At 73.2% G+C, this 22,051-nt stretch carries 15 protein-coding genes; 10 read left to right on the forward strand and 5 right to left on the reverse strand.

What is annotated here, in order from left to right; genetic code table 11:
• Positions 1 to 54: 54 nt before the first annotated feature.
• A complete protein-coding gene (locus ASF41_RS00430; RefSeq protein ID WP_056489920.1) occupies positions 55 to 8,115 on the forward strand; it encodes a hypothetical protein in 8,061 nt (2,686 codons plus the stop codon).
• Positions 8,116 to 8,200: 85 nt separating this feature from the next.
• On the opposite strand, the gene ASF41_RS00435 is transcribed toward ASF41_RS00430, so the two are convergent.
• Both ASF41_RS00435 and ASF41_RS00440 read right to left on the reverse strand, forming a co-directional pair.
• Entirely contained in the window at positions 8,201 to 8,665 is a 465-nt protein-coding gene (locus ASF41_RS00435) for a DUF1489 family protein (RefSeq protein ID WP_244479508.1), read from the reverse strand.
• An 82-nt stretch (positions 8,666 to 8,747) separates the two neighbouring features.
• Positions 8,748 to 9,872 carry a hypothetical protein gene (locus ASF41_RS00440; protein ID WP_056489923.1) on the reverse strand — a complete coding sequence of 375 codons (1,125 nt, stop codon included), beginning with the start codon at positions 9,870 to 9,872 and terminating at the stop codon, positions 8,748 to 8,750.
• Positions 9,873 to 10,071: 199 nt separating this feature from the next.
• On the opposite strand from ASF41_RS00440, the gene ASF41_RS00445 reads away from it, so the two are divergent.
• From ASF41_RS00445 to ASF41_RS00465, 5 genes are all read left to right on the forward strand, one after another.
• Positions 10,072 to 11,247: an MFS transporter gene (locus tag ASF41_RS00445; protein WP_244479509.1), complete on the forward strand. Its 1,176-nt coding sequence runs from the start codon at positions 10,072 to 10,074 to the stop codon at positions 11,245 to 11,247.
• Between the two features lie 60 nt (positions 11,248 to 11,307).
• Positions 11,308 to 12,450, forward strand: coding sequence for an MlaE family lipid ABC transporter permease subunit (locus ASF41_RS00450; protein ID WP_056489926.1), 1,143 nt, complete (start codon positions 11,308 to 11,310; stop codon positions 12,448 to 12,450).
• A gap of 125 nt (positions 12,451 to 12,575) precedes the next feature.
• A complete protein-coding gene (locus tag ASF41_RS00455; RefSeq protein ID WP_244479549.1) occupies positions 12,576 to 13,298 on the forward strand; it encodes an ABC transporter ATP-binding protein in 723 nt (240 codons plus the stop codon).
• A 68-nt stretch (positions 13,299 to 13,366) separates the two neighbouring features.
• Positions 13,367 to 14,449, forward strand: coding sequence for an MlaD family protein (locus tag ASF41_RS00460; protein WP_056217193.1), 1,083 nt, complete (start codon positions 13,367 to 13,369; stop codon positions 14,447 to 14,449).
• Between the two features lie 103 nt (positions 14,450 to 14,552).
• A complete protein-coding gene (locus ASF41_RS00465) occupies positions 14,553 to 15,146 on the forward strand; it encodes an ABC-type transport auxiliary lipoprotein family protein (protein WP_056269677.1) in 594 nt (197 codons plus the stop codon).
• Between the two features lie 28 nt (positions 15,147 to 15,174).
• Here ASF41_RS00465 and ASF41_RS00470 read toward each other — a convergent pair whose 3' ends face one another.
• From ASF41_RS00470 to thiE, 3 genes are all read right to left on the reverse strand, one after another.
• Positions 15,175 to 15,804: a helix-turn-helix domain-containing protein gene (locus ASF41_RS00470; RefSeq protein WP_056217184.1), complete on the reverse strand. Its 630-nt coding sequence runs from the start codon at positions 15,802 to 15,804 to the stop codon at positions 15,175 to 15,177.
• Positions 15,805 to 15,890: 86 nt separating this feature from the next.
• Positions 15,891 to 16,697, reverse strand: a complete 807-nt coding sequence (gene thiD, locus ASF41_RS00475) for a bifunctional hydroxymethylpyrimidine kinase/phosphomethylpyrimidine kinase (protein WP_056489929.1) — start codon at positions 16,695 to 16,697, stop codon at positions 15,891 to 15,893.
• A gap of 29 nt (positions 16,698 to 16,726) precedes the next feature.
• On the reverse strand, positions 16,727 to 17,437 hold the full coding sequence (thiE, locus tag ASF41_RS00480) for a thiamine phosphate synthase (protein ID WP_056489931.1): 711 nt from the start codon (positions 17,435 to 17,437) through the stop codon (positions 16,727 to 16,729).
• A gap of 151 nt (positions 17,438 to 17,588) precedes the next feature.
• On the opposite strand from thiE, the gene ASF41_RS00485 reads away from it, so the two are divergent.
• From ASF41_RS00485 to ASF41_RS00500, 4 genes are all read left to right on the forward strand, one after another.
• Positions 17,589 to 18,152, forward strand: a complete 564-nt coding sequence (locus ASF41_RS00485; protein WP_056269684.1) for a sugar O-acetyltransferase — start codon at positions 17,589 to 17,591, stop codon at positions 18,150 to 18,152.
• Between the two features lie 158 nt (positions 18,153 to 18,310).
• Positions 18,311 to 19,309 carry an NrtR DNA-binding winged helix domain-containing protein gene (locus tag ASF41_RS00490; protein ID WP_056489934.1) on the forward strand — a complete coding sequence of 333 codons (999 nt, stop codon included), beginning with the start codon at positions 18,311 to 18,313 and terminating at the stop codon, positions 19,307 to 19,309.
• A 154-nt stretch (positions 19,310 to 19,463) separates the two neighbouring features.
• Positions 19,464 to 20,489 (forward strand): quinolinate synthase NadA, encoded by a 1,026-nt coding sequence (gene nadA, locus ASF41_RS00495; RefSeq protein ID WP_056489938.1) that lies wholly within the window; start codon positions 19,464 to 19,466, stop codon positions 20,487 to 20,489.
• Positions 20,486 to 22,030, forward strand: coding sequence for an L-aspartate oxidase (locus ASF41_RS00500; RefSeq protein WP_056489941.1), 1,545 nt, complete (start codon positions 20,486 to 20,488; stop codon positions 22,028 to 22,030). The genes nadA and ASF41_RS00500 overlap by 4 nt, the downstream gene beginning before the upstream one ends.
• Positions 22,031 to 22,051: the final 21 nt, after the last annotated feature.

Consider the following 22,051-nt stretch of genomic DNA (forward strand, 5'->3'; position numbering starts at 1 on the left):
AACCTTGATCGACGGGCGCGGCCGCCGATCGGGATACGCGTAACGAGGCGTTGAATGGCCACGGAAAAGAAGCTCAAGGACCCGGCCGAGGCGGCTCTGTCGGCGATCGAGCAGGCTCTCAACCTCGACGCTTTCGCTCAGGGCGACGAGGCATCCCGGGTGGAACCCCGCCTGCCGGATGTCGGCGACGGCGATCCCTTGCGCGATCCCAGCGGTCGCCTCGCGCCGCCCCGCCTCAACCTCGACCAGCCCCTCGCCTCGGACCTGCCGCCGCCGGACCGCAACCGGCCGCGCCGCGAGGGCGGCCTCCTGCCGCCCGACCGTTCCATGGTGGCCAACGACGATCGCCAGAACATCGGCATCCTGCAGCAGACCCTGCGCGTGCGCCCCTCGCGCACCCCCTACCTCATCGCCGCCGCGGCGGGCGCCCTCTGGATCGCCGGCCTCCTCGCCCTGGCCTGGGTGCAGTCCTCCGGCGACCTGCGCGGCTTCTTCCAGGGCCTGACCGCGCTTCAGGGCGCCGTGGCGGCGACCGCCCTCGTGGGCCCCGTGGTGCTGTTCGCCATCATGGGGATGCTCGCCGTGCGCGCCCAGGAGATGCGCCTCGTCGCCCGCGCCGTGGGCGAGGTGGCGATCCGTCTGGCCGAGCCCGAGAACTTCTCCACCGACGCGGTGCTCACCATGTCGCAGACCGTCCGGCGCGAGGTCGCGGCGGTCGGCGACGGCGTCGAGCGGGCCCTGGCCCGGGCGGGCGAGCTCGAGACCCTGGTGCGCGGCGAGATCGCGACCCTGGAGCGGGCCTATTCCGACAACGAGATCCGCATCCGCTCCCTCGTCGAGGAGCTCGTCGCTCAGCGCGAGTCGATCATCGCCAATGCCGAGCGCGTGCGCGGGGCCATCACGGGCACCCACCAGAGCCTGACGGCGGAGCTCGACGGCGCCGCCGAGCGCATCGTCTCCGCGGTGAACGGCGCCGGCGACCGGGTCACCAGCGCCCTCGATGCCCGCGGCGAGGCCATCACCTCGGCCCTCGGCGACCGCGGCGACGCCATCACCGCCGCCCTCGGCGAGGCCGGCGACCGGGTGGTCGAGCTGGTCTCCGGCCGCGGCGACGACCTCGTGCAGCGCCTCGCCTCCACCAGCGAGGGGGTGCGCGGCAGCCTCGCGGAGGTCGGCAGCGCCCTCACCCTGTCCCTGGAGACCCGGGCCGACGAGGTCACCCGGGCCTTCGAGCGCACCGGCGGCATCCTCACCACCACCCTGGCGGAGAATGCCGGGCAGGTGGCGCGGACCCTGGCCCAGACCGGTTCCGAGGTCATCGAGGCCCTGAACCGCCAGGGCGGCGAAGTCCGCCAGACCTTCGAACTGTCCACGCGCGGCCTCGAAGAGGCCTTCCTGGCTCGCGGCTCCGAGCTGACGGCTCAGTTCTCCTCCACGGGCGGCGAGATCACCGCGCGCTTCGCCGAGACGGGCGATGCCCTGCGCGCCCACTTCGCCGAGACCGGCGCCGCCCTCACCCACGACATCTCCGTGCGCGGCGATGCCCTGCGCAGCGAGATCGAGACCGCCGGCACCGGCGTGTCCGCCCTCATCGAGGCCCGGGCCCGCGAGGCCCAGACGGGTCTGGCCGCCGCCGCCGGCAGCATCATCGAGACCTTCACGGCCCGCGCCGACGGCGTGCGGGAGGACCTCGTCCGCTCCGTCGACGGCATCGCCTCCGGCCTCGACACCCAGGGCGGCGCCCTGGCCGATCGCATCGAGACCGCCGCGGCCCGCCTGCACGAGACCATCACGGTCCACGGCTCGGAGGTCTCGAACCTGTTCGAGACCCGCGGCCGCGACACTCAGGCCGGCCTGGCGCTGGCCGCCAGCGCGATCATCGAGAGCTTCGGCGCCCGCGCGGACGCCCTCCGGGAGACCCTGATCGGCTCGGTGGAGGACGCGACGACCCGCCTCGACGAGCGCGGCGGCACCCTGGCCGAGCGCATCGAGGCCGCAGCCACCCGCCTGCGGGAGACGATCGACGTGCATGGCGGTTCGGTCTCCGAGCGCATCGACGCGTCGGGCCGCGAAGCCCAGGCCGCCCTGGCCCTCGCCGCCAGCGCCATCGTGGAGACCTTCGGCAACCGGGCCGGCGGCGTGCGCGACGACCTCCTCCGCTCGGTGGAAGGCCTCGCCAACGGTCTGGACCAGCACGGCGCGGCCCTGGCCGAGCGCATCGAGACGGTGGCGAACCAGCTGCATCGGACCGTCACGGTCGAGGGCGCGACCCTGGAATCCACCCTCGGGGCGACCGGCGATCGCGTCGGCGAACTCGTGCGCCTGCGGACGCAGGAAGCCACGCAAACGCTCGAGGGCGCCCTGTCGGCCCTCGGCTACACCTTCGAGACCCGGGCCCTGGAGGCGGTGGACAGCCTGCGCGCCACGGCCGCGACCCTCGAATCCGAGATCGGCAACCGGACGTCCGAGGCCGCCGACACCTTCCGCCGCAGCGCGGAGGAGACCACCGTGGCCCTCGGCGCCAGCACCACCGAGGCCGCGCAGTCCCTGCGCCGCGCCTCCGCCAGCGCCACCGGCGAGCTGGAGGCCCGCACCGTCGAGGCGGTGCAGATCTTCGAGACCCGGCTGGCCGCCACCTCGGCCGATCTCGCGGCCCGGACCGCCGAGGCGGCCGAGCTCCTGCGCAACGCCGCCGACGGCCTCGGCGGCACGGTGGGCAGCAGGGCCAGCGCCTCCATCGAGGCCCTGCGCAGCACCCTGGATGCCGTCAACGACGAGCTGGCCCGGCGCGCCGAGGAGGCCGCCGGCACCATCGCCCGCGCGGCCGACGGCCTCGGCGGCGATCTCATCGCCCGCATCCGCGACGTCGAGACGGTCTTCGACAACCACGGCCGGACCCTGGGCAACCTCATCGCCTCCCAGGCGCAGGACGCCCAGACCCAGCTCGCCAATACCGGGCGCGACATCGTGCTGGCCGTCACCGCGCAGGGCGCGCGGGTGAACGACGCCCTCAACCAGACCGGCGCCAGCTTCGCCGACACCACCGAGACTCGCGTCCAGGCGATCGACCGCGTGCTCAACGACCGCCTCGCGACCCTCCAGGAAACCATCGCCCGCGGCGACATCCTGGCCGAGCGCATCGCCCGCGACACCGCCGCCCTCACGGAATCCGTGTCCGGTCGCCTCGAGGAGATGGACCGCGTCATCACGGTGCAGGGCAAGGTGGTGGCCGACAGCATCGCCGCCCGCACCCGGGAGGCCCAGGAGACCGTCGAGAGCCAGCTCGGCGCCCTCGAGGAGCGCTCCGCCCGTCGTTCGACCGAGATCGGCGAGACCTTCGCCAACCTGGTCGCCCAGATCGACGGCCATCTCGGCGGCCGCGCCACCGCCCTGAACGAAGCGCTGATCGTGCGGACCGCCGAGATGGCCCGCGTCATGGCCGAGGGCGGCCGCGACCTGGTCCAGGCCCTCGACACGCGGGCGGACACCATGGCCCTCGACATCGCCCAGCGCGGCGCCAGCCTCGGCGACGTCCTCGGCGAGCGCTCGGCGGACATCGCCCGCCGCCTCGACGAGCAGACCCTGGAGCTGTCCCGCCGCCTCGACGAGGGCGCCGGCCGCTTCGATGCCGGCGTGCTCGGTCGCCTGGAAGCGATCGGCACCGCCCTCGAGGAGCGCAGCCGCCTCATCGAGGAGTCGTTCGGAGCCCAGGCCTTCGAGGCGATCCGCCTGATCGAGAGCCGCACCCGCGCGGTGGACGAGGATCTGGCGACCCGCACCCGCGAGCTCGTCGACATGATCGTCGAGCGCACCGGGAGCGCCAACCAGGCCCTCGACACCCAGGCCGTGGCCATCCGCGAGGCGTTCTCGCAGCGCGCCGACGAGCTCGTCCGCCTCATCGATGCCCGCACCGCCGCGATGGGCACCGAGCTCGACGAGAAGGGGCGCGCCGTGTTCGGCGCCCTCGGCGGCCGCATCACCGAGCTCGCCCGGCTGTTCGACCTCGGCAGCAATTCCCTCGGCGCGGTGCTGGAGCAGCGCGGCGAGACGATCCTCGCTCGCCTGCGCGACATGGTCACGGAGGCCGATCGCCAGCTCAGCGAGGGAGAGGGCCGCCTCGGCACCACCCTCGACCGCCGGACTTCCGACATCAGCTCGCTCCTCGACGAGGGCGTGCGCACGGTCCACCAGCTGCTCGACGACCGCACGGGGGAGATCCGCGCGCTGCTCGACAACCACGCCAGCTCCCTGGGCTCCAACTTCAGCGACCACATCGCGCCGCTGCACGACACGCTCGACCAGCGCGGCCGGGCGTTCGTGGACACCATCGCGGCCAGCCTCGGCAGTGCCGCCGAGGCGGTCGAGGCGCGGACGCAGGCCCTGGCCACCCTCTTCGAGGAGCGCATCGAGCACCTCGACGAGGTGGTCGACCGTCGCGGCGGCAGCCTCGCGGACTCGGTCGAGGCCAGGACCCGCGCCCTCGCGGAGACCTTCGACCAGCGCATCGGTGTCCTCGACGAGCTCGTGGACACCCGCGGCAGGCGCCTCACCGAGACGCTGGGGGCCCAGGCCCAGAGCCTGGTCGAGCAGTTCGACCAGCGCCTCGGAAGCCTGGACGACGTGGTCGAGCGCCGGAGCGGCGAGATGGCCCAGGCCGTGGACGAGCGCACCCGCGCGCTCGCCAACCTGTTCGACCATCGCATCAACATCCTGGGCCAGCTCGTCGACCATCGCGGCGCGCAGCTGACCGAGACCCTCGAGGGCCGGACCGAGGCCCTGACGGCCCTCCTCGACCAGCGCATCGGCGCCCTCGACGCGATCGTCGACGGCCGCGGCAACCACCTGACCCAGTCGCTCGACGCCCGGGCCCAGGGCCTGCGCGGCCTGTTCGACGAAGTCCTGAGTGCCCTCGACGGCCTGATCGACGGCCGCGCCGAGGCCCTGACCGACCGGGTCGAGACCCAGACGCGCGGCCTCACCACCCTGTTCGACGAGCGGCTCGGCGCCCTCGACCGCCTCGTCGACCACCGCACCGGCACCCTGTCCGACGAAGTCGATGCCCGCGCCCAGGCACTGGTCTCGCTCATCGACACGCGGGTCGGTGCCCTCGACCAGGTGGTGGATGAACGGGCGGGCGCCCTGCGCCAGCAGGCCGAGGCCATGGCGCAGGCCCTGGTCTCCCTCTTCGAGGAGCGCGCCACCGGCCTCGCCGCACAGGCGGACGACCGGACCCGCGCCCTCGTGGCGATCTTCGACGAGCGCCTGGGGGCCCTGGAGGGCCTGGTGGACGGGCGCGCCGGCACCCTGGCCGACCGCGTCGAGGAGCGGACCCGCACCCTCGCCTCGGTGTTCGACACCCAGCTCCGGACCCTCGACGAGACGGTCGAGCACCGGGCCGACAGCCTCTCCCGCCAGACCGAGGAGCGCGGCCTCGCGCTCGCGGCGATCTTCGACGAGCGCCTGCGTGCCCTCGAGAGCCTGGTGGATGGACGCGCCGGCGCCCTGGCCGACCGCGTCGCGGAGCGGACCCACACCCTCGCCTCGGTCTTCGACAGCCAGCTGCGGACCCTCGACGAGACCGTGGATCACCGCGCCAACGTCCTGGCCCAGCAGGCCGAGGACCGCGGCAGCGCCCTCGCGGCGATGTTCGACGAGCGGCTCACGGCCCTCGGCGGCCTCGTGGAGGCCAGCGCGGCGGAGTTCGCCCGCACCATCGACACGCAGGGCCAGGCCCTGACGGAGGCGGTGGACAGCCGGTCGGAGGCCTTCACGAGCCGCATCGACACCCGGATGAAGGTGTTCGCCACCCTCGTCGCCTCGCGCGGCGACGCCCTGGCCACGGCCTTCGATGACCGCCAGGACGCCTACGCGTCCCTGGTCGACCAGCGCACCGCGGCGATGCTGGCGGCCTTCGACGCGCGGGTCGACCGCCACGCGGCCCTCGCCGAGGCGCACAGCCAGGCCCTGGCCGCGGCCCTCGACCAGCGCAACGAGGCCGTGGCGGCCCTGCTCGACACCGGCACCGGCGCCATGACCGAGGCGTTCGACCGTCGCTCGACGGCCCTGGCCGGACTCATGGAGGCCCGTGGCCAGGCCCTCGCCCGCCGGCTGGCGGAGAGCGCCGAGACCATCACCCGCGCCATCGAGACGGGGGGCGGTGCCCTGGTCGAGACCCTCGACGGACGCGGGAACGCGGTGGTCGCCCAGCTGACGGACCAGTCCGAGCGCCTGCGCGAGATCGTGGACGGACCGGCGGCCCAGCTCGTGGAAGCCCTGGCGCTGCGCGGCGACGCCATCGAGCGCGCCCTGCAGGAGAGCGGCGCGCCGCTGGTCGCCGCCATCCGCGAGCGCACCGAAGCCCTGGCCGCCCAGTCCCGCGCCTCCGCCGAGACGCTGCTCTCGGCCATCGACGGCGGTGCGACCCGGGCCATCGCTTCCCTGAACGACGCCAACGCCCAGATGCGCGGCGAACTCGCAGCCATCCTTGAGCGGATCGACGGGGCCAACGACGCCCTGCGCGAGCTCCTGGCGGGAACCGGCCAGAACCTCGGCCACATCGAGGCGGGCCTCTCGCACCGGGTCGCCGACATCCGCGACGGCCTGGCGGCCGTGGCCAGCGAGACGGATCGGGCCAGCGCGGGCGTGTCCGAGCAGGTCCACCTTCTCCGGAACGTGGCCGAGGGCGCCCTGCGGGACGCCGCCGAGCTGGCGGCCTCCCTCGACGAGCGCGGCCGTGCCCTCGACGAGATCGGCCGCACCCATGCGGGGACCCTGCGGCAGGCCGTCGGCCACCTCGAAGGCGCCGCCGGGCAGCTGCAGGGCGCGGCCGGCCAGATCCAGGGCGCCGAGAGTCGCCTCGCGGACCGTCTGGGCGAGCGCGAGGCCGCCATCGCCAGCGTGCTGTCGCGGATCGAGGAGCGCTCCGGCACCCTCGACGCGCAGACCGCGCGCTTCGACGCGATGATCGGCGAGACCCTGCGCGCCGCCGAGGAGCGGGCGCGGGCCCTGGGCACCAGCCTGTCCGAGACCGCCGCGGGCGCCGGGACCACCGTCGCCGCGGCGTTCGAGGGCCTGCGCGCCAGCGCCGACAGCGAGAGCGGACGCACCGCCGAGGCCGTGCGCACCGCCATCGAGGCGGCGTCACAGCAGATGATGGGCGTCCTCGAAACCGCCTCCGGCCGCTTCGGGGACTCCGTCTCCGGCCTGCGCGAGATGGCGGCCGAGATCCGGCGCGAGCTCGATGCCACCCGGGCCGACCTCCAGCGCGGGGTGCTGGAGATCCCGCGCGAGACGCAGGACGCCACCGGCGAGATGCGCCGGGTGGTCTCCGAGCAGCTCAAGGCCCTGACTGAGCTTTCCGGCCTGGTCCAGAGCGCGGGCCGCGCGGTGGACGCGGCGGTTCCGCAGGTGTCGGAGCCGAAGCGCCCCGCCGCCCCGGCGCCGGCCCCCGCTCCCGCCGCGACCGCTCCGGCGAAGGCCGCCCCGGCCAAGCCGGCCGCGGCCCCGGCCAAGACGGTCGCGGCAACGGCGGCGAAGGCCGCGGCTCCGGCGGGCCGCCCCGGCACCTCGATGAACCTCGTCTCCGCCCCCGCGGCGGGACGGACCGGCCCGGCGTCCCGCGCCGAGGCCCGGCCGGGCGAAGGCCGCGGCTGGCTCTCCGACCTGCTGACGCGGGCCTCCCTCGACGAGGATGCGGACCCGGCGCCGGACGCGCCGGCTGCGGCCACGACGCAGCAGGCGGAAGCCCAGAAGAACGCCGCCGAGCGCGGGCGCACCGCCCTCGAGACGATCTCCAGCGACATCGCCAAGATGATCGACCACCAGACGGCGGTGGAGCTGTGGGAGCGCTATCGCCGGGGCGAGCCGAACCTGTTCGACCGGCGGATCTACACGGCGCAGGGCCGGCAGACCTTCGAGGAGGTGCGCCGCCGCTACGCCGCGGACGCCGATTTCCAGCGCACGGTCGACCGCTACGTGGGCGAGTTCGAGCGCCTGCTCGGCGACGTCTCGAAGAACGACCGCGACTCCTCGCGGGCGGATGCCTACCTGACCTCGGAGACCGGCAAGGTCTACACCATGCTGGCCCATGCCAGCGGCCGCTTCGACGGGGCGTAGGGCCCCGCACGCCCCGGACCGGACGAACGGACCCCCCGCCCTCCCCCCGGAGGGCGGGGGTTTTTCCGTCGCGGACCGGCGCGCGTCAGATCAGGCCGAGGCCGGCGAGTTCGCGGCGCAGGGATTCCGGCATCTCGGCGAGCCCGCCCGCCGTGCGGGCGTCGAGGTCGGCCGGCGCATCCTCCGCCTTCAGGTAGCGCCAGCCCTGGAACGGCCGGCAGGGACGCGGCGACACGGCGGTGACGTCGGGCTGCAGGATCAGCCGGCAGCGGCCGATCCCGTCCGCATCCCTGAACGGCGTGATGGCGGTGATGGACTGGCGGCACAGCAGCGTGCCCTTGATGACCCAGTAGATCGAGCCGCGCCCGACGATCTCGGCGGCGCGGGTCGGCACCATGCGGGTGGTGTGCATCGGGGCGGGATCGCGCCCCTCCCGCAGGGCCGCCGCGCGGGTGTGGGCGATGCGCGCCTCGAGATCGCCGATGCTGGCGGGACCGACGCAGAGCTTCAGCAGGTGCAGGGTTTGGGCGGCGGGCATGACGGCGGACATGGCGGCGTTGTAGCAGCCGCGCCGCAGCCGCGCGCCTCCTTCCGTGGACGGCGCGACCCCGCGCCGCTCTCGGGTTCGGTCCTTATGAGAAGAGCGCGCGCTTCTCGTCCTCGGACAGCGCATCGATCTCGGCGAAGGCCGTCGCGATATCGGTCTGCGCCTGCTCCGAGACCCGGATCGTCGCCGTCGGCAGCGTCTCGGGCAGATCCCCGGCCGGAGCGTCCTCGTCTTCACCCGTCGGGCTCGGCTCGGCCTCGGGCTCCTCCGGCGCGACCATCGCCTCGGCCGCATCCGGGGCCGCGGGCTCGGCCGCTTCGGAGACAGCGAAGGCGGCCTCGCCGGGCGAGGGTGCGTCCTCGGCGTGCGGGTCGTCCGCACGCGCGGACGCCTCCGGGGGCGCCGTCGCGGAGGCGCTGTCCGCCAGGGCGTCGGTCGCCTCCAGGAAGACGATGTCGTCCTCGGCGGACGGGTCGTCCGACAGCGGCGCCCGGGCGAAGGCCACGGGCGGCACCGGCTCCGCGGACGATCCGTCCATGTCGATGTAGCGGTCGACGTCGCTCTGGCAGAGGTCGGCCTGAACCTCCGGCGCGCTCGACCCCCCGGGGCCCGCCGGGACCGGATCGAGGGCATCGCCCCAGATCGCCATCATGGCGGCGAGGCGCTCCTCGAGGTAGCGCAGGGTGTGGATGATGCGCGCCGTGCGCTGGGCGGTGAGGTCCTGGAACGAGCAGGCGGTGTAGATGGCGGTGGCGCGCCGGTCGAGCTCGTCGCAGATCGCGGCGTCGGAGCCGAATTCCCGCAGGGTCCAGGCGGCCTCCTGCACGTGCTCGGCGGCGCTGAGGATATCGGAGGTCGCGTTCTCGGTGGAGCGCACGATGGCGTCGAGGGCCGCGGAGGCGCCGCCGAGCCGGCTCTGATCCTGCTCGGGTGCGTTGATGGCGGCGATCTCGGCCTTCGTGCGGGCGATGGCGTGGGCCATGTCCATGAGGTCGCCGCGCACGCGCCCCATCTGGCTGCTCTCGCGATCGCGGGTGACCACGCTCTCCAGGCGGGCGATCGCGTCGAGGAGGATCCCGGTGTCGCTGGTGCGGTTGCGGCGGAGATAGGCGTCGAGGAACCAGCGACCGCGCTCGCTCTCGGTCATCGCCGCTTCGATGCGATCGTATTCCGAGATGTCGAGGGACGTCAGCGAATGGGAACTCGACATCAAGTACGTGTCCTTGGCCGCGGGGGCCGGCACGCGATGGCCGGGTCCAAGCCGTCTCAGGTTGACAGGATCGTTTTAACGCCGGCTTTACGCAGCGTCCGCCTGACGCGACGTTCCCACAGGCCCCCCTCGTCCCAGTCCGGTCGCTGTGTCTGACCCTTCTCCTGCTCCCCCGGAGCCGAACGCCTTTCGGCTGTCGGTGCTCTACGCCGTCGTCTTCGTCGAGATCGGCATCGCCATGCCGTTCATGCCGGTCTGGCTCAACGCCCTCGGGCTCGACGCGGCCGTCATCGGCGCCCTGCTGGCCCTGCCGATCGCGATCCGCATCGTCGCCACCGCCCCCCTGGTCGGGCTGATCGACCGGGGGATCGCCGCGCCGCGGATCCTGCTCGCCGGCAGCTTGGTCCTGGCCGGAACCTACGGGCTGATGCCCACGGGCGCCGCCCTCGGCTGGCCCGTGCTCGCCCTCCTCATCGCGCTGAATGCCGTCGCGGCCGCCCCCCTGGTGCCCAGCATCGACTACCTCACCCTGGGGGCCGTGCGCCGGAGCCGCCGGCTCGACTACGCGCGGATCCGGATGGCCGGCTCCATCGGCTTCCTCCTCGCCAACTTCGCCGGCGGCGCCGCCCTCGGGGCGATGGGCGAGCGCCTCGCCGTGCCCCTCCTCCTCACCGTGCTGGCGCTGATCGCCGCCGGGGTCGTGGCGGCGGCCCGCATCGACGCGCCCCCGGTCCCGCCCCGCCACCCCGAGGCCGGCCGGCCCGCCCTGCCCCGCGTCCTGTGGTTCTCGATCGGGGCGGCGGCCCTGATCCAGTCGAGCCACGCGGCGATCTACGCCTTCGGGAGCATCCACTGGAGCACCCACGGCATCGCCCCTGCGTGGATCGGCACCCTCTGGGCCATCGGCGTCGCCTCCGAGATCCTGCTCTTCGCCCTGGTCGGCCGCCTGCCTGCGCACTGGCACAACCCCTTCGTCCTGCTCGGCCTCGGCGGCGGTGCCGCCATCCTGCGGGCGTTCGGCATGGCCGCGTTCGGGGATCGCCTCGGGGCGGTGATCGTCCTCCAGGTCCTGCACGGCCTCACCTTCGGGGCGACGCAGCTCGGCGCCATGGCGGCGGTGTCGCGCTTCGCCCCGGACGGCGCCCGCGGGCGGGCCCAGGGCACGGTCAGCTCCGCGGGCGCCCTCGCCTCGGCCAGCGCCACGCTGATGACCGGCGCCGCCTACCAGGCCGGGGGCGGGCCTCTCGCCTTCGTGTTGATGGTGCCCCCGGCCGGCCTCGGCTTGTGCCTCGCGGCACGCGCCGCGCAGGCCGCCCGCGCGTTCAGCCTTCACAGCACCACGATTGTGGGTCAGGGGGCAGGACAAGCCGATTAACCTTGACCGTCCGGTAACCCGGATCGGTGTACCGTGACCGCGGCATGGAGTGCGGCGTCATTGGCTAGAGCCGAGATCAGGACCCTTCCGGAAGCTGCCGACGCCGCGATCCTCGCGGGCGGTCGCGTCGGCCTGTCCGGACGCTGGACCGCCGACCAGGGCGCGGCCGTGGAGGTCGCCGCCGCGCGCATCGCCGGCAGCGCCGCCGGCACGGCCCTCCTCGTCGATCTCAGCGGGGTCGCCCGCCTGGACACCCTCGGCGCCTGGGTGCTGGAGCGGACCCGCGCGGAGATCGAGGCCGCCGGCGGGCGCCTGGCCTATGCGGGCGCGACGCCCGAGCACCGCATCCTTCTGAGCGAGGTGAAGCTGCACCCCGCCGAACCGCCGCCGCCCCGGCGCGGCCGCCTCTTCGACTTCCTCGACGATCTCGGGCGGCGCGTGGTCGGCGCGAAGTCGGATTTCGTCACGGGGCTCGCCTTCTTCGGCGAGGTCGTCACCGCCTGCATCCGGGTCGCGGCCCGCCCCGGCACCTTCCGGGGAACCGCCCTCGTCAACCAGATCGAGCAGGTCGCCTTCCGGGGCGTGCCGATCATCGTGCTGATCTCGTTCCTCGTGGGCGGCATCGTCGCCCAGCAGGGCATCTTCCAGCTCCAGCGCTTCGGCGCCCAGAGCTTCGTCGTGAACCTGATCGGGCTCCTGATCCTGCGCGAACTCGGCGTGCTGCTCACCTCGATCATGGTGGCGGGGCGCTCCGGCTCGGCCTTCACGGCCGAGATCGGCTCGATGCGGATGCGCGAGGAGGTCGACGCCCTGCGGGTCATGGGCCTCGATCCCATCGAGATCCTGATCGTCCCGCGCATCCTCGCCCTGGTGATCGGCCTGCCGATCCTGACCTTCCTCGCCTCCCTGGCGGCCCTGGCCGGCGGCGGCCTCACCGCCTCGCTCTACGGCGGCATGACCGTCGACGCCTTCCTGGCGCGCCTGCAGGCCGCGGTCTCGCTGCACCACGTGGCGGTGGGGCTGATCAAGGCGCCGTTCATGGCGCTCATCATCGGCATCATCGCGACCATCGAGGGCTTCGCCGTGGAGGGCTCGGCCGAGTCCCTGGGCCGCCACGTCACGGCCTCAGTCGTCAAGTCTATCTTCATGGTGATCGTCCTCGACGGATTGTTCGCCGTCTTCTTCGCTGCGATCGATTTCTGAGGCTCGGCCCGAACGTGTCCGCCCCGCACCCGCAGACGAGCCTCAGCCATCCGGCGCCCGCGGTCGCGCCGGAGCCGATCATCCGCGTGCGCGATCTCGTGGTCGGCTTCGGCAGCAAGATCGTGATGAAGGGGCTGAACCTCGACATCCGGCGCGGCGAGATCCTGGGCTTCGTCGGCCCCTCCGGCCAGGGCAAGTCGGTCCTGACCCGGACGATCCTCGGCCTCGTGCCGAAGCGGGCCGGCACCATCGAGGTGTTCGGCGAGGACGTGGACGGCCTCACGGTGACCCGGCGGCGCCAGATCGAGCAGCGCTGGGGCGTGCTCTTCCAGCAGGGCGCTCTGTTCTCGGCGCTCACCGTCAAGCAGAACATCCAGATGCCGATGCGCGAGCATCTGAACCTGTCCGACCGCCTCCTCGACGAGTTCGCCCGCCTGAAGATCGAGATGGTCGGGCTGAAGCCGGATGCCGCCGACAAGCTGCCCTCCGAACTCTCCGGCGGCATGATCAAGCGCGCGGCCCTCGCCCGCTCCCTCGCCCTCGACCCCGAGATCCTGTTCCTCGACGAGCCGACCTCGGGCCTCGACCCGATCGGCGCCGGGGAGTTCGACGAGCTCGTGGCGACCCTGAAGCAGACGCTGGGCCTCACCGTCTTCATGGTCACCCACGACCTCGACAGCCTCTACACCGCCTGCGACCGCATCGCGGCCCTGGGCGACGGCCAGATCATCGCGCAGGGCACGATCGCGGAGATGCTCGCGAGCGACCATCCCTGGCTGCGCGCCTACTTCCACGGCAAGCGCGGGCGCGCGGTCGTCTCGCCCGGCACGCCTCATGCGCCGGCCTGACGCCCGCCGCCCATGGCGTGCCGCCGCGCACCGCCCGTGCCCCACCCCGTCAAGGTATTGCTGATCCGATGGAGACTCGTGCGAATTACGCGCTGATCGGCGCCTTCACCCTCGCGGTCCTGGTGGCGGCCTTCGGCTTCGTGTTCTGGCTGCAGGGCGGGTCCCGGAGCCAGGTCCGGCAGGCCGTGCGCATCGTGTTCTCCGGCAGCGTCGGCGGGCTCGCCAAGGGCTCCACGGTGGCCTTCAACGGCATCAAGGTCGGCGAGGTCATGGACGTGCGCCTGCTGCCGCAGGACCCGCGCCGCGTCGTAGCCATCGTGGAGGTCGAGCGCACCACGCCCCTGCGCGCCGACACCCGCGCCCGCCTCGATTCGGCGATGCTCACCGGCGTCTCGACGATCTCCCTGTCGGGCGGCAACGCCGACGCCCCGGCCCTGACGCCGGGCTCGGGCGACCAGATGCCGACGATCTTCGCCGACAGCTCCGACATCCAGGACATGATGGCGGCGGCCAAGCAGATCGCCCAGCGGGCCGACGACGTGCTCCAGCGCCTCGACAAGGTGGTGGCCGGCAACGAAGGCGCGATCACCCGGACCCTGGCCAACGTGGAAACCTTCTCGAAGACCCTCGCGGAGGCCGGGCCGGCGGTGAGCGGCCTCGTGAAGGCGATCGACGGCCAGAAGCTGAATCGCGTGATCGACAATGCCGAGCGGTTTTCGAGCGCCCTCGCCGCCGGGAGCCCGGACATCGAGGGCGCCCTCAAGGACGCCCGGTCCCTGGCGGCAAAGCTCAACGCCTCCGCCGACCGCGTCGATGCCGTCCTGAAGGGGGCCGAGGGCTTCCTCGGCTCGGCCTCCGGCTCGGCCGGCACCAGCACCTTCACCGAGGTGCGCGAGGCGGCGATCTCCGTTCGCGACGCCGGGCGGGCCTTCCGGACCCTCTCCGAGAACCTCGACAAGCGGACCTCGAACATCGCCACCAGCTTCAACCGCCTCAGCGGCACCGGACGGCGCGAGGTGGAGGCGCTCTCGACCGACGGCCAGCGTACGCTCAACACCCTGAACCGCACGGTGAAGAGCCTCGAGCGGGATCCGTCGCAGGTCATCTTCGGCGGCAAGCCATCGTTGCCGGAATACAACGGTGGTCGTTGAAGCAACCGCTCTCCGGCCATGCGTGCTGCGGCGCACGGCAACATTCCGGACTTGAGTTAGTTTACCGCCACGCTGTGCGTCAGTGCGGCGACGGGTTTCCGGAATGCGTATGACACTTCACCAGACGGCCCCCGCGCTCGTCGCGATGCTTCTCGCCACCGGCCTCGGCGGCTGCGGCGGCGGCGCGGTGCCGCTCACCTTCGATCTCGCCGCGCTGCCCCCCAGCGGGCGGGCCGTCGGCGCGGCTCGGTCGTTCAGCGTGGCCGAGCCCGTGGGCATCCAGCCCTTCGAGGCGGACCGCATCATCGTGCGCGAGCCGGGCGGAGCCCTGTCCTTCCTCGGCGGCGGCCAATGGGCCGACCGCCTGCCGCGCCTGATCCAGACGCGGCTGATCCAGAGCCTGGAGAATTCCGGCCGCCTGAAGTCGGTGAGCCGCCCGGGCGACAAGATCGTGTCCGACTACCAGCTCATCAGCGAGATCCGGGCCTTCGACATCGCCGCCGGCTCCGGCGAGGCGGTGGTCGACATCTCCGCCAAGATCATTGCGGAGGGCACGGGCAAGGTGATCGCGGCGCGGATCTTCACCGCCCGCGTGCCGGTGCAGAAGGTCGATGCCGGCACCGCCGCCGTGGGCCTCGATGCCGCGCTGGCGCGGGTGCTGGGCGAGATGGTGGCCTGGGTGAATTCCGGCCGCTGAGGCTCGCGGGGCCGACGCCCTCCCGGCCTCATTCCATCACGGCCGCCTTCATGATGACGACCATGATGGCCTTGGCCGGCTCCGGCCCGATGCAGCGCACGGTGTGCGGCCGGTCGCAGCGGTAGCGCAGGGTCTCGCCGGCCCGGGCGCGCTGGACGGTGCCGGCGACCTCGACCTCGAGCAGCCCCGACGTCACCGTCAGCGATTCCACCGAGCCGCGCTGGTGCGGGTCGGAATCGAGCACGCCGCCCGGATCGGCGGTGAGGTCGTACCATTGCAGCCACTCGACGGTCTTGATCCAGCCGATGATGGCGAGGCGGACCCTGCCGTCGTCCGAGACCAGGATCGGCGTATCGGCGCGGGAGGTCTTCTCGATGAAGGGCTCCTCGTCGCTCGTCGCGAGCACCCGCTCGATCGAGACGTCGAGGGCCTGGCTCAGGCGCCAGATGGTGGCCAGGGTCGGGTTGGTTTCGTTGCGCTCGATCTGGCTGATGATCGACTTGGCCACCCCGGACTGCTCGGCCAGCTCCGACAGCGACAGGTTGTAGGCCTTGCGCAGGCGCTGGATCGTCTTGCCGAGCTGCCCGGAGAGCACCTGCGCCCCTGTGAGTATGTCCCGCTGCCGCCCGCGCTCGGGCGTCGTCACCTGGTCGTCCATCTGTTCCGAGATCCGCGCGTCCGTTCCGTTAACCGGACGCTTGTGCGGTACTTCAAACGCAAACGGCGGGGCGACGCAAGGCGCGGTCAGACCCAGAGGGCATGGAAATGGTGCACCGGGCCGTGGCCGTGCCCGACGGGAACACCGTCCGCCCCCGCGATGGCGGCGGAGACGTAGCGCTTGGCCTGCGCGACCGCCTCGACCATCGGCAGGCCCCGGGCGAGGCCTGCCGCCACGGCCGACGACAGGGTGCAGCCGGTTCCGTGAGTGTTGCGGGTGCGGATGCGCGGGGCGGCGAAGCGCCGGAGCGTGCCGTCGCCGCGCATCAGGTGGTCGACGCTCTCGTCGCCCTCGCCGTGGCCGCCCTTCACCAGGACGGCCCTGGCCCCGATGGCGAGGAGGCGGCGCCCCTGGGCCACGGCGGCGTTCTCGGTCTCGGCGGTGAATTCGCCGATCAGGGTCGCGGTCTCCGGCAGGTTGGGGGTGACGAGGTCGGCCAGCGGCAGGAGGTGGCGGCGCAGGGCCTCCACTGCGGCCTCCGAGATCAGCCGGTCGCCCGAGGTCGCCACCATCACGGGATCGAGCACGATCGGGATCCGGCCCGCGTGGCGGGCGAGGCCGGCCGCCACCGCCTCGATGGTGGCCACATGCGACAGCATCCCGATCTTCACCGCCCCGACGGCGAGGTCGGAGAACACGCTGTCGATCTGCGCCGTCACGAAATCGGCCGGCACGTCGTGGATGGCCTGGACGCCGCGGGTGTTCTGCGCGGTCAGGGCGGTGATGACGCTCGCCCCGTAGACCCGCAGGGCCGCGAAGGTCTTCAGGTCGGCCTGGATGCCGGCCCCGCCGCTCGAATCGGATCCCGCGATGGTGACGGCGATGAAGGTCATGGCTTGGAGATCCTGGCGTTTTCCGCAGCTTAGGCCGCGACGCCCCGCGCGGCGAGGGCCGAATCGACCCGGAAGCGCAGGTCGCGGGCGCGCCCGGCCACCGACTCGCCGGAAAAGAGCGAGGAGATCACCGCGATCCCGTCGGCCCCGGCCTCGATGACGGCCGCCGCGTTGCTGGAATCGATGCCGGCGATCGCCCCGAGGGGGAAGGCGGCGCCGCGGGCGAGGCGCCCCCGGAAGACGATGCGGGCGAGGCCGTCGAGCCCCACCGGCGGGTCGGGATTGTCCTTGCTCGTCGTCGCGAACACCCCGCCGATGCAGGCGTAGTCCACCGGCAGGCGGTAGAGCTCGTCGGCCTGGGTGCCGGTCTTCAGGGTGAGGCCGATGAGCGCCGCGCGGCCGAGGAGGCGGCGGGCCTCGGCCGGGTGCAGGTCGCTCTGCCCGAGATGCACGCCCTCCACGCCGGCGGCGAGGGCGAGGTCGACCCGGTCGTTGATCAGGAGCGGCACCCCCGTGCCCGCCAGCGCCGCCTGGATCGCCCGGATGCGGGCCAGGGCCGCCCGGGCATCCGCGATCGCCTTCTCCCGGTACTGCAGGAGCGTGCACCCGCCCTGCACGGCCTCCGCGGCCATCGCGGCGAGGCGCGCGCCGTCGGTGCCGGAGACGCCGGTATCGAGGAGGCCGTAGAGCCGCAGATCGACCGGCCGGCCCCGTCCGATGGCTTCGTCCCGTCCGATCACGCTGCGTTTCCCCGGTTCCGTCGCTGGTGTGCCGCACTGTAGGGCTGCGCCGCCGCGATCGGAAGCGCCGGCACGGGCGGAGCTTTCCGGCGCGGTGTCGCGTTGCCACCCCCGAACCCGACCGTCAGCCAGACAGGGACACGCTCCGCGCATGGACCGCACGCAGAAGCAGAAGATGCTCGCCGGCGAGATCTACGATCCCGACGACCCGGAGCTTCACGCCGACAGCCATGCCTGCAAGGTCTGGATGCAGCGCTACAACGCGGCCCTGGCGGAGACCCCCGCGATCCGCCGCGACCTCCTGCGCGAACGCCTCGCCGCGGTGGGCGACGGCGCGGTGATCCGGCCGCCGTTCCACTGCGATTACGGGCTGCACATCAGCCTGGGCGCCCACGTCTTCCTGAACTTCGGCTGCGTCATCCTCGATTGCGCTCCGGTCAGCATCGGCGACCGCACCCAGATCGGGCCCGGCGTTCAGATTCTCACGCCGGACCATCCGCGCGAGCCCGGTCCGCGGGAGGCCGGCCTCGAATTCGCCCGCCCGATCCGGATCGGCCGCAACGTCTGGATCGGCGGCGGCGCGATCCTGCTCCCCGGCATCACCGTGGGCGACCACGCCATCATCGGCGCTGGCAGCGTCGTCACCCGCGACGTTCCCGAGGGCGCCACGGTGGTGGGCAACCCCGCCCGCGCCCTGCCCCGCAGCCAGCCCTGAGGCGTCCGCCCCGATCCCGACTGGGGGCGCATGCACCGATACCCCCCTTGGGACGAATGCGCCGCGGCGGTTTTTCCACATTCATCACGCCGCCGCGATGTGCCATGAGCAGGGGTAGGCAAGGCGGACCAGACGGATAGCGGCGGGGATCGGGGCGCGTGACCACGGCGGAGGAGACCCAGCGGGATTCGGAGGGGGAGCTCTCCAATCCCTCCGCCGTCGGGCTCGTGGCCGTCATCGTCGCCGCCACCGACGGCGAGCCGCGCGCCCTCACGGTCCAGGTCGGAGGCCAGGCCAGGGGCCGCTCGGACGGCCTCCCGGCGGGGCCACTGGTGCCCGAGCACCCGACACTGGAGCGCGGCCTGCGCGCATGGGTCGAGCGCCAGACCCACCAGCGCCTCGGCTACGTCGAGCAGCTCTACACCTTCGGCGACCGCGACAGGCAGGGCGACGATGCCGGCGGCCTGCACTCCCTGTCGGTGGCCTATCTCGCCCTGGTGCGCGAGGTACGTCCCGGCGGACTGGCGGAGGCCTCCTGGCGCAACTGGTACCGCTACCTGCCCTGGGAGGATTGGCGGGAGGGCCGGCCCGAATCCCTCGGCGAGATCGAGACCCAGCTCCTGGCCTGGGCCGAGCAGGCCCCCGACCCGAAGCTGCGCCGCCGGCGGGAGGACCGCCTCGGCCTGACCTTCGGCCTCTGCGGCGGCGCCTGGAACGAGGAGCGGGTGCTGGAGCGCTACGAGCTGCTGTTCGAGGCCGGGTTGATCCCGGAAGCGCAGGGCCAGTCCGGCGAGGCCCGCGAAGACGACCTCGCGATCACCGGCCAGCCCATGGCCCTCGACCATCGCCGGGTGCTCGCCACCGCGATTGGCCGCCTGCGGGGCAAGATCAAGTACCGCCCGGTGGTGTTCGAGCTGATGCCCCCGACCTTCACGCTCTTCCAGCTGCAGCGCACGGTGGAGGCCCTGTCCGGCACCAACCTGCACAAGCAGAACTTCCGCCGCCTCGTGGCGCAGCAGGGTCTGGTGGAGGAAACCGACGACGTCACCAGCGGCGCGACCGGCCGCCCGGCCCGCCTGGTGCGCTTCCGCCGCGAGGTTCTGCTGGAGCGCCCGGCCCCGGGCTTCCGCCTGCGCCCGGTCCGCCGCCCCGCCTGACCCCCCTGCCGGACCCGAATGACATTCGCGGTGCAGCGTCATTTTCGCATCGCAAAAACGTTATGCTCAAACCCTGTATATCTGGACAAGGCGATCGGGGCCGCCTACGTTAGTCGGCACAATGCTCAGTTTGAGCATAAGTGAGGACGCGTCAATGGCGGCGACCAGTCTCCCGATCGGCCCGGCTTCCCAAGGCCTTCCCGCGGGCTTTCCCCTGCCGGACATCTACGCCCGCGTGAGCCGTCACGTGCCGGCGATCGAGTGGCCCGCCCTGGCCGAGGACGTCGCCGCGATCCTCGAACTGAAGAAGACCCGCAACGCCGTCATCCTGGCCCACAACTACCAGGCGCCGGAGATCTTCCACACGGTGGCGGACATCGTCGGCGACAGCCTGGCGCTGGCCCGCGAGGCCGTGACCGTGGATGCCGACGTCATCGTGCTCGCCGGCGTCCACTTCATGGCGGAGACGGCCAAGCTCCTGAACCCGGGCAAGACGGTGCTGATCCCCGACAGCCGGGCCGGCTGCTCCCTGGCCGACTCGATCACGGCGGCGGACGTACGCGGCCTGCGGGCGAAGTACCCGGGCGTTCCGATCGTCACCTACGTCAACACCTCGGCGGCGGTGAAGGCCGAATCCGACCTGTGCTGCACCTCCGGCAACGCCGTCGAGGTGGTGCGCTCGCTGAACGCGCCGCGCGTGCTGATGATCCCGGACGAGTTCCTGGCGCAGAACGTCCAGGCGATGGTGCCCGAGGTCGAGATCCTGACCTGGGCCGGCCATTGCGAGGTGCACGAGCAGTTCACCCCCGCCGACATCCGCGAGGTGCGCGAGAGCTATCCGGGCGTCACCGTCATCACGCACCCGGAATGCCCGCCGGAGGTCGTCGCCGAGGCCGACTTCTCGGGCTCGACCGCGATGATGATGAACTTCGTCCTGGAGAAGCGGCCCAAGCAGGTGGTGCTCGTGACCGAGTGCTCCATGGGCGACAACATCGCGGCGGCCAATCCGGACATCGAGTTCATCAAGCCCTGCAACCTGTGTCCGCACATGAAGCGCATGAGCCTGAAGAACATCCGTCACGCCCTGGAGACCATGACGGAGGAGGTCACGGTGGAGCCCGCCCTCGCCGAGCGCGCCCGGATGGCGGTGGAGCGCATGCTCGCGGTGCGGACGCGATGAACGCGCACGCCCCGATCTCCTTCGCGCTTCCGGGCTCGGACCGGATCATCGTGGTCGGCGCCGGCATCGCCGGCCTCGCAACGGCCCTGCGCCTCGCGCCGCGCGCCGTCACCCTGGTCACCGCCGCGCCCCTCGGGTTCGGCACCGCCACCGGCTGGGCGCAAGGCGGCATCGCCGCCGCCATGGGGAGCGACGACGCTCCGGCCCTGCACGCCGCCGACACGGTGGCGGCGGGGGCCGGGCTGACCGAGGCCGACGTGGCCCTGCGCGTCGCCGAGGCCGGCCCCGGCCTGATCGACTGGCTCGTCGGCCTCGCGGCCCCCTTCGACCGGGACGCCGCCGGCGGCCTCGCCCTCGGCCTCGAGGCGGCACACTCCCGCCGCCGCATCGTCCGGGCCGGCGGGGATTCCACCGGCCGGATGGTGCTCGAAACACTGGTCCGGGTTGTCGCGCGCACGCCCTCCGTCACCATCCTCGTGGCCTCGGCCCGCGACCTGATGCGGGATGCCCGCGGCGCCGTGGCCGGCGTGGTCTGCGAGCGCGACGGCGTGCGCTTCTCCCTGCCGGGCCGCGCCGTCGTTCTGGCCACGGGCGGGGTCGGGGCGCTCTATGCCTCGACCACCAACCCGCGGGGGGCCACCGGGCGCGGCCTCGCCCTAGCGGTCCGGGCCGGCGCCGTGCTGCGCGACATGGAGTTCGTGCAGTTCCACCCCACCGCCATCGCCACCGGCGCCGATCCGATGCCCCTGGCCACCGAAGCCCTGCGCGGCGAGGGGGCGCGGCTGATCGACGAGACCGGCGCGCCCGTCATGGCGGGCATCGCCGGGGGCGATCTCGCCCCGCGGGACGTGGTGGCGCGGGGCATCTTCCAGGCGCAGGCCCGCGGCGCGCGGGTCTTCCTCGATTGTCGCGGCGATCTCGGCGCCCGCATGGCCACGCGGTTTCCCACGGTTGCCGGCCTCTGCGCCGCGGCCGGCATCGATCCGCGAATCCAGGCGATCCCGGTCCGGCCGGCCGCGCACTACCACATGGGCGGCGTGAAGGTGGACGCGACCGGCGCCAGCACCGTGCCGGGCCTGTTCGCCTGCGGCGAGGTCGCCTCGACCGGGCTGCACGGCGCCAACCGGCTCGCCAGCAACTCGCTGCTCGAAGCGATGGCCTTCGCCCCGGCGATCGCCGAGGCCGCCTCCGCGGTCCCGGCCCCGGGCCAGGCCCGCGCCGAGGCCGCGACGCCCCGGAGCGAGGGCGACCCCGACGCCCTGCGCACCGTGATGGAGCGGCAGGTGGGCGTTGTGCGCGCGGCGGACGGTCTCGCCGAGGCCGTGCGCCACCTCGCCCCGGCGGCGCGGGGCGGCTGCGACGTCGCCCTGACCAGCCTCGCCATCGCGGCCTCGGCCCTGTCGCGGCGGGAGAGCCGCGGCGCGCACTGGCGCACCGATCATCCCGCCCAGGAGGCGCCGGTGCATACCGAGCTGGCGCTGTCCGACCTCTGGGCGATGGCCGAGGCGGTCGCGCCCGGCCGGGCCGTCGTCGCCGCCTGAGCCTCGCGAACCCGGTCCGGT

This window comes from Methylobacterium sp. Leaf111 (genome assembly GCF_001423285.1).
In the GTDB taxonomy this organism is placed as follows: domain Bacteria; phylum Pseudomonadota; class Alphaproteobacteria; order Rhizobiales; family Beijerinckiaceae; genus Methylobacterium.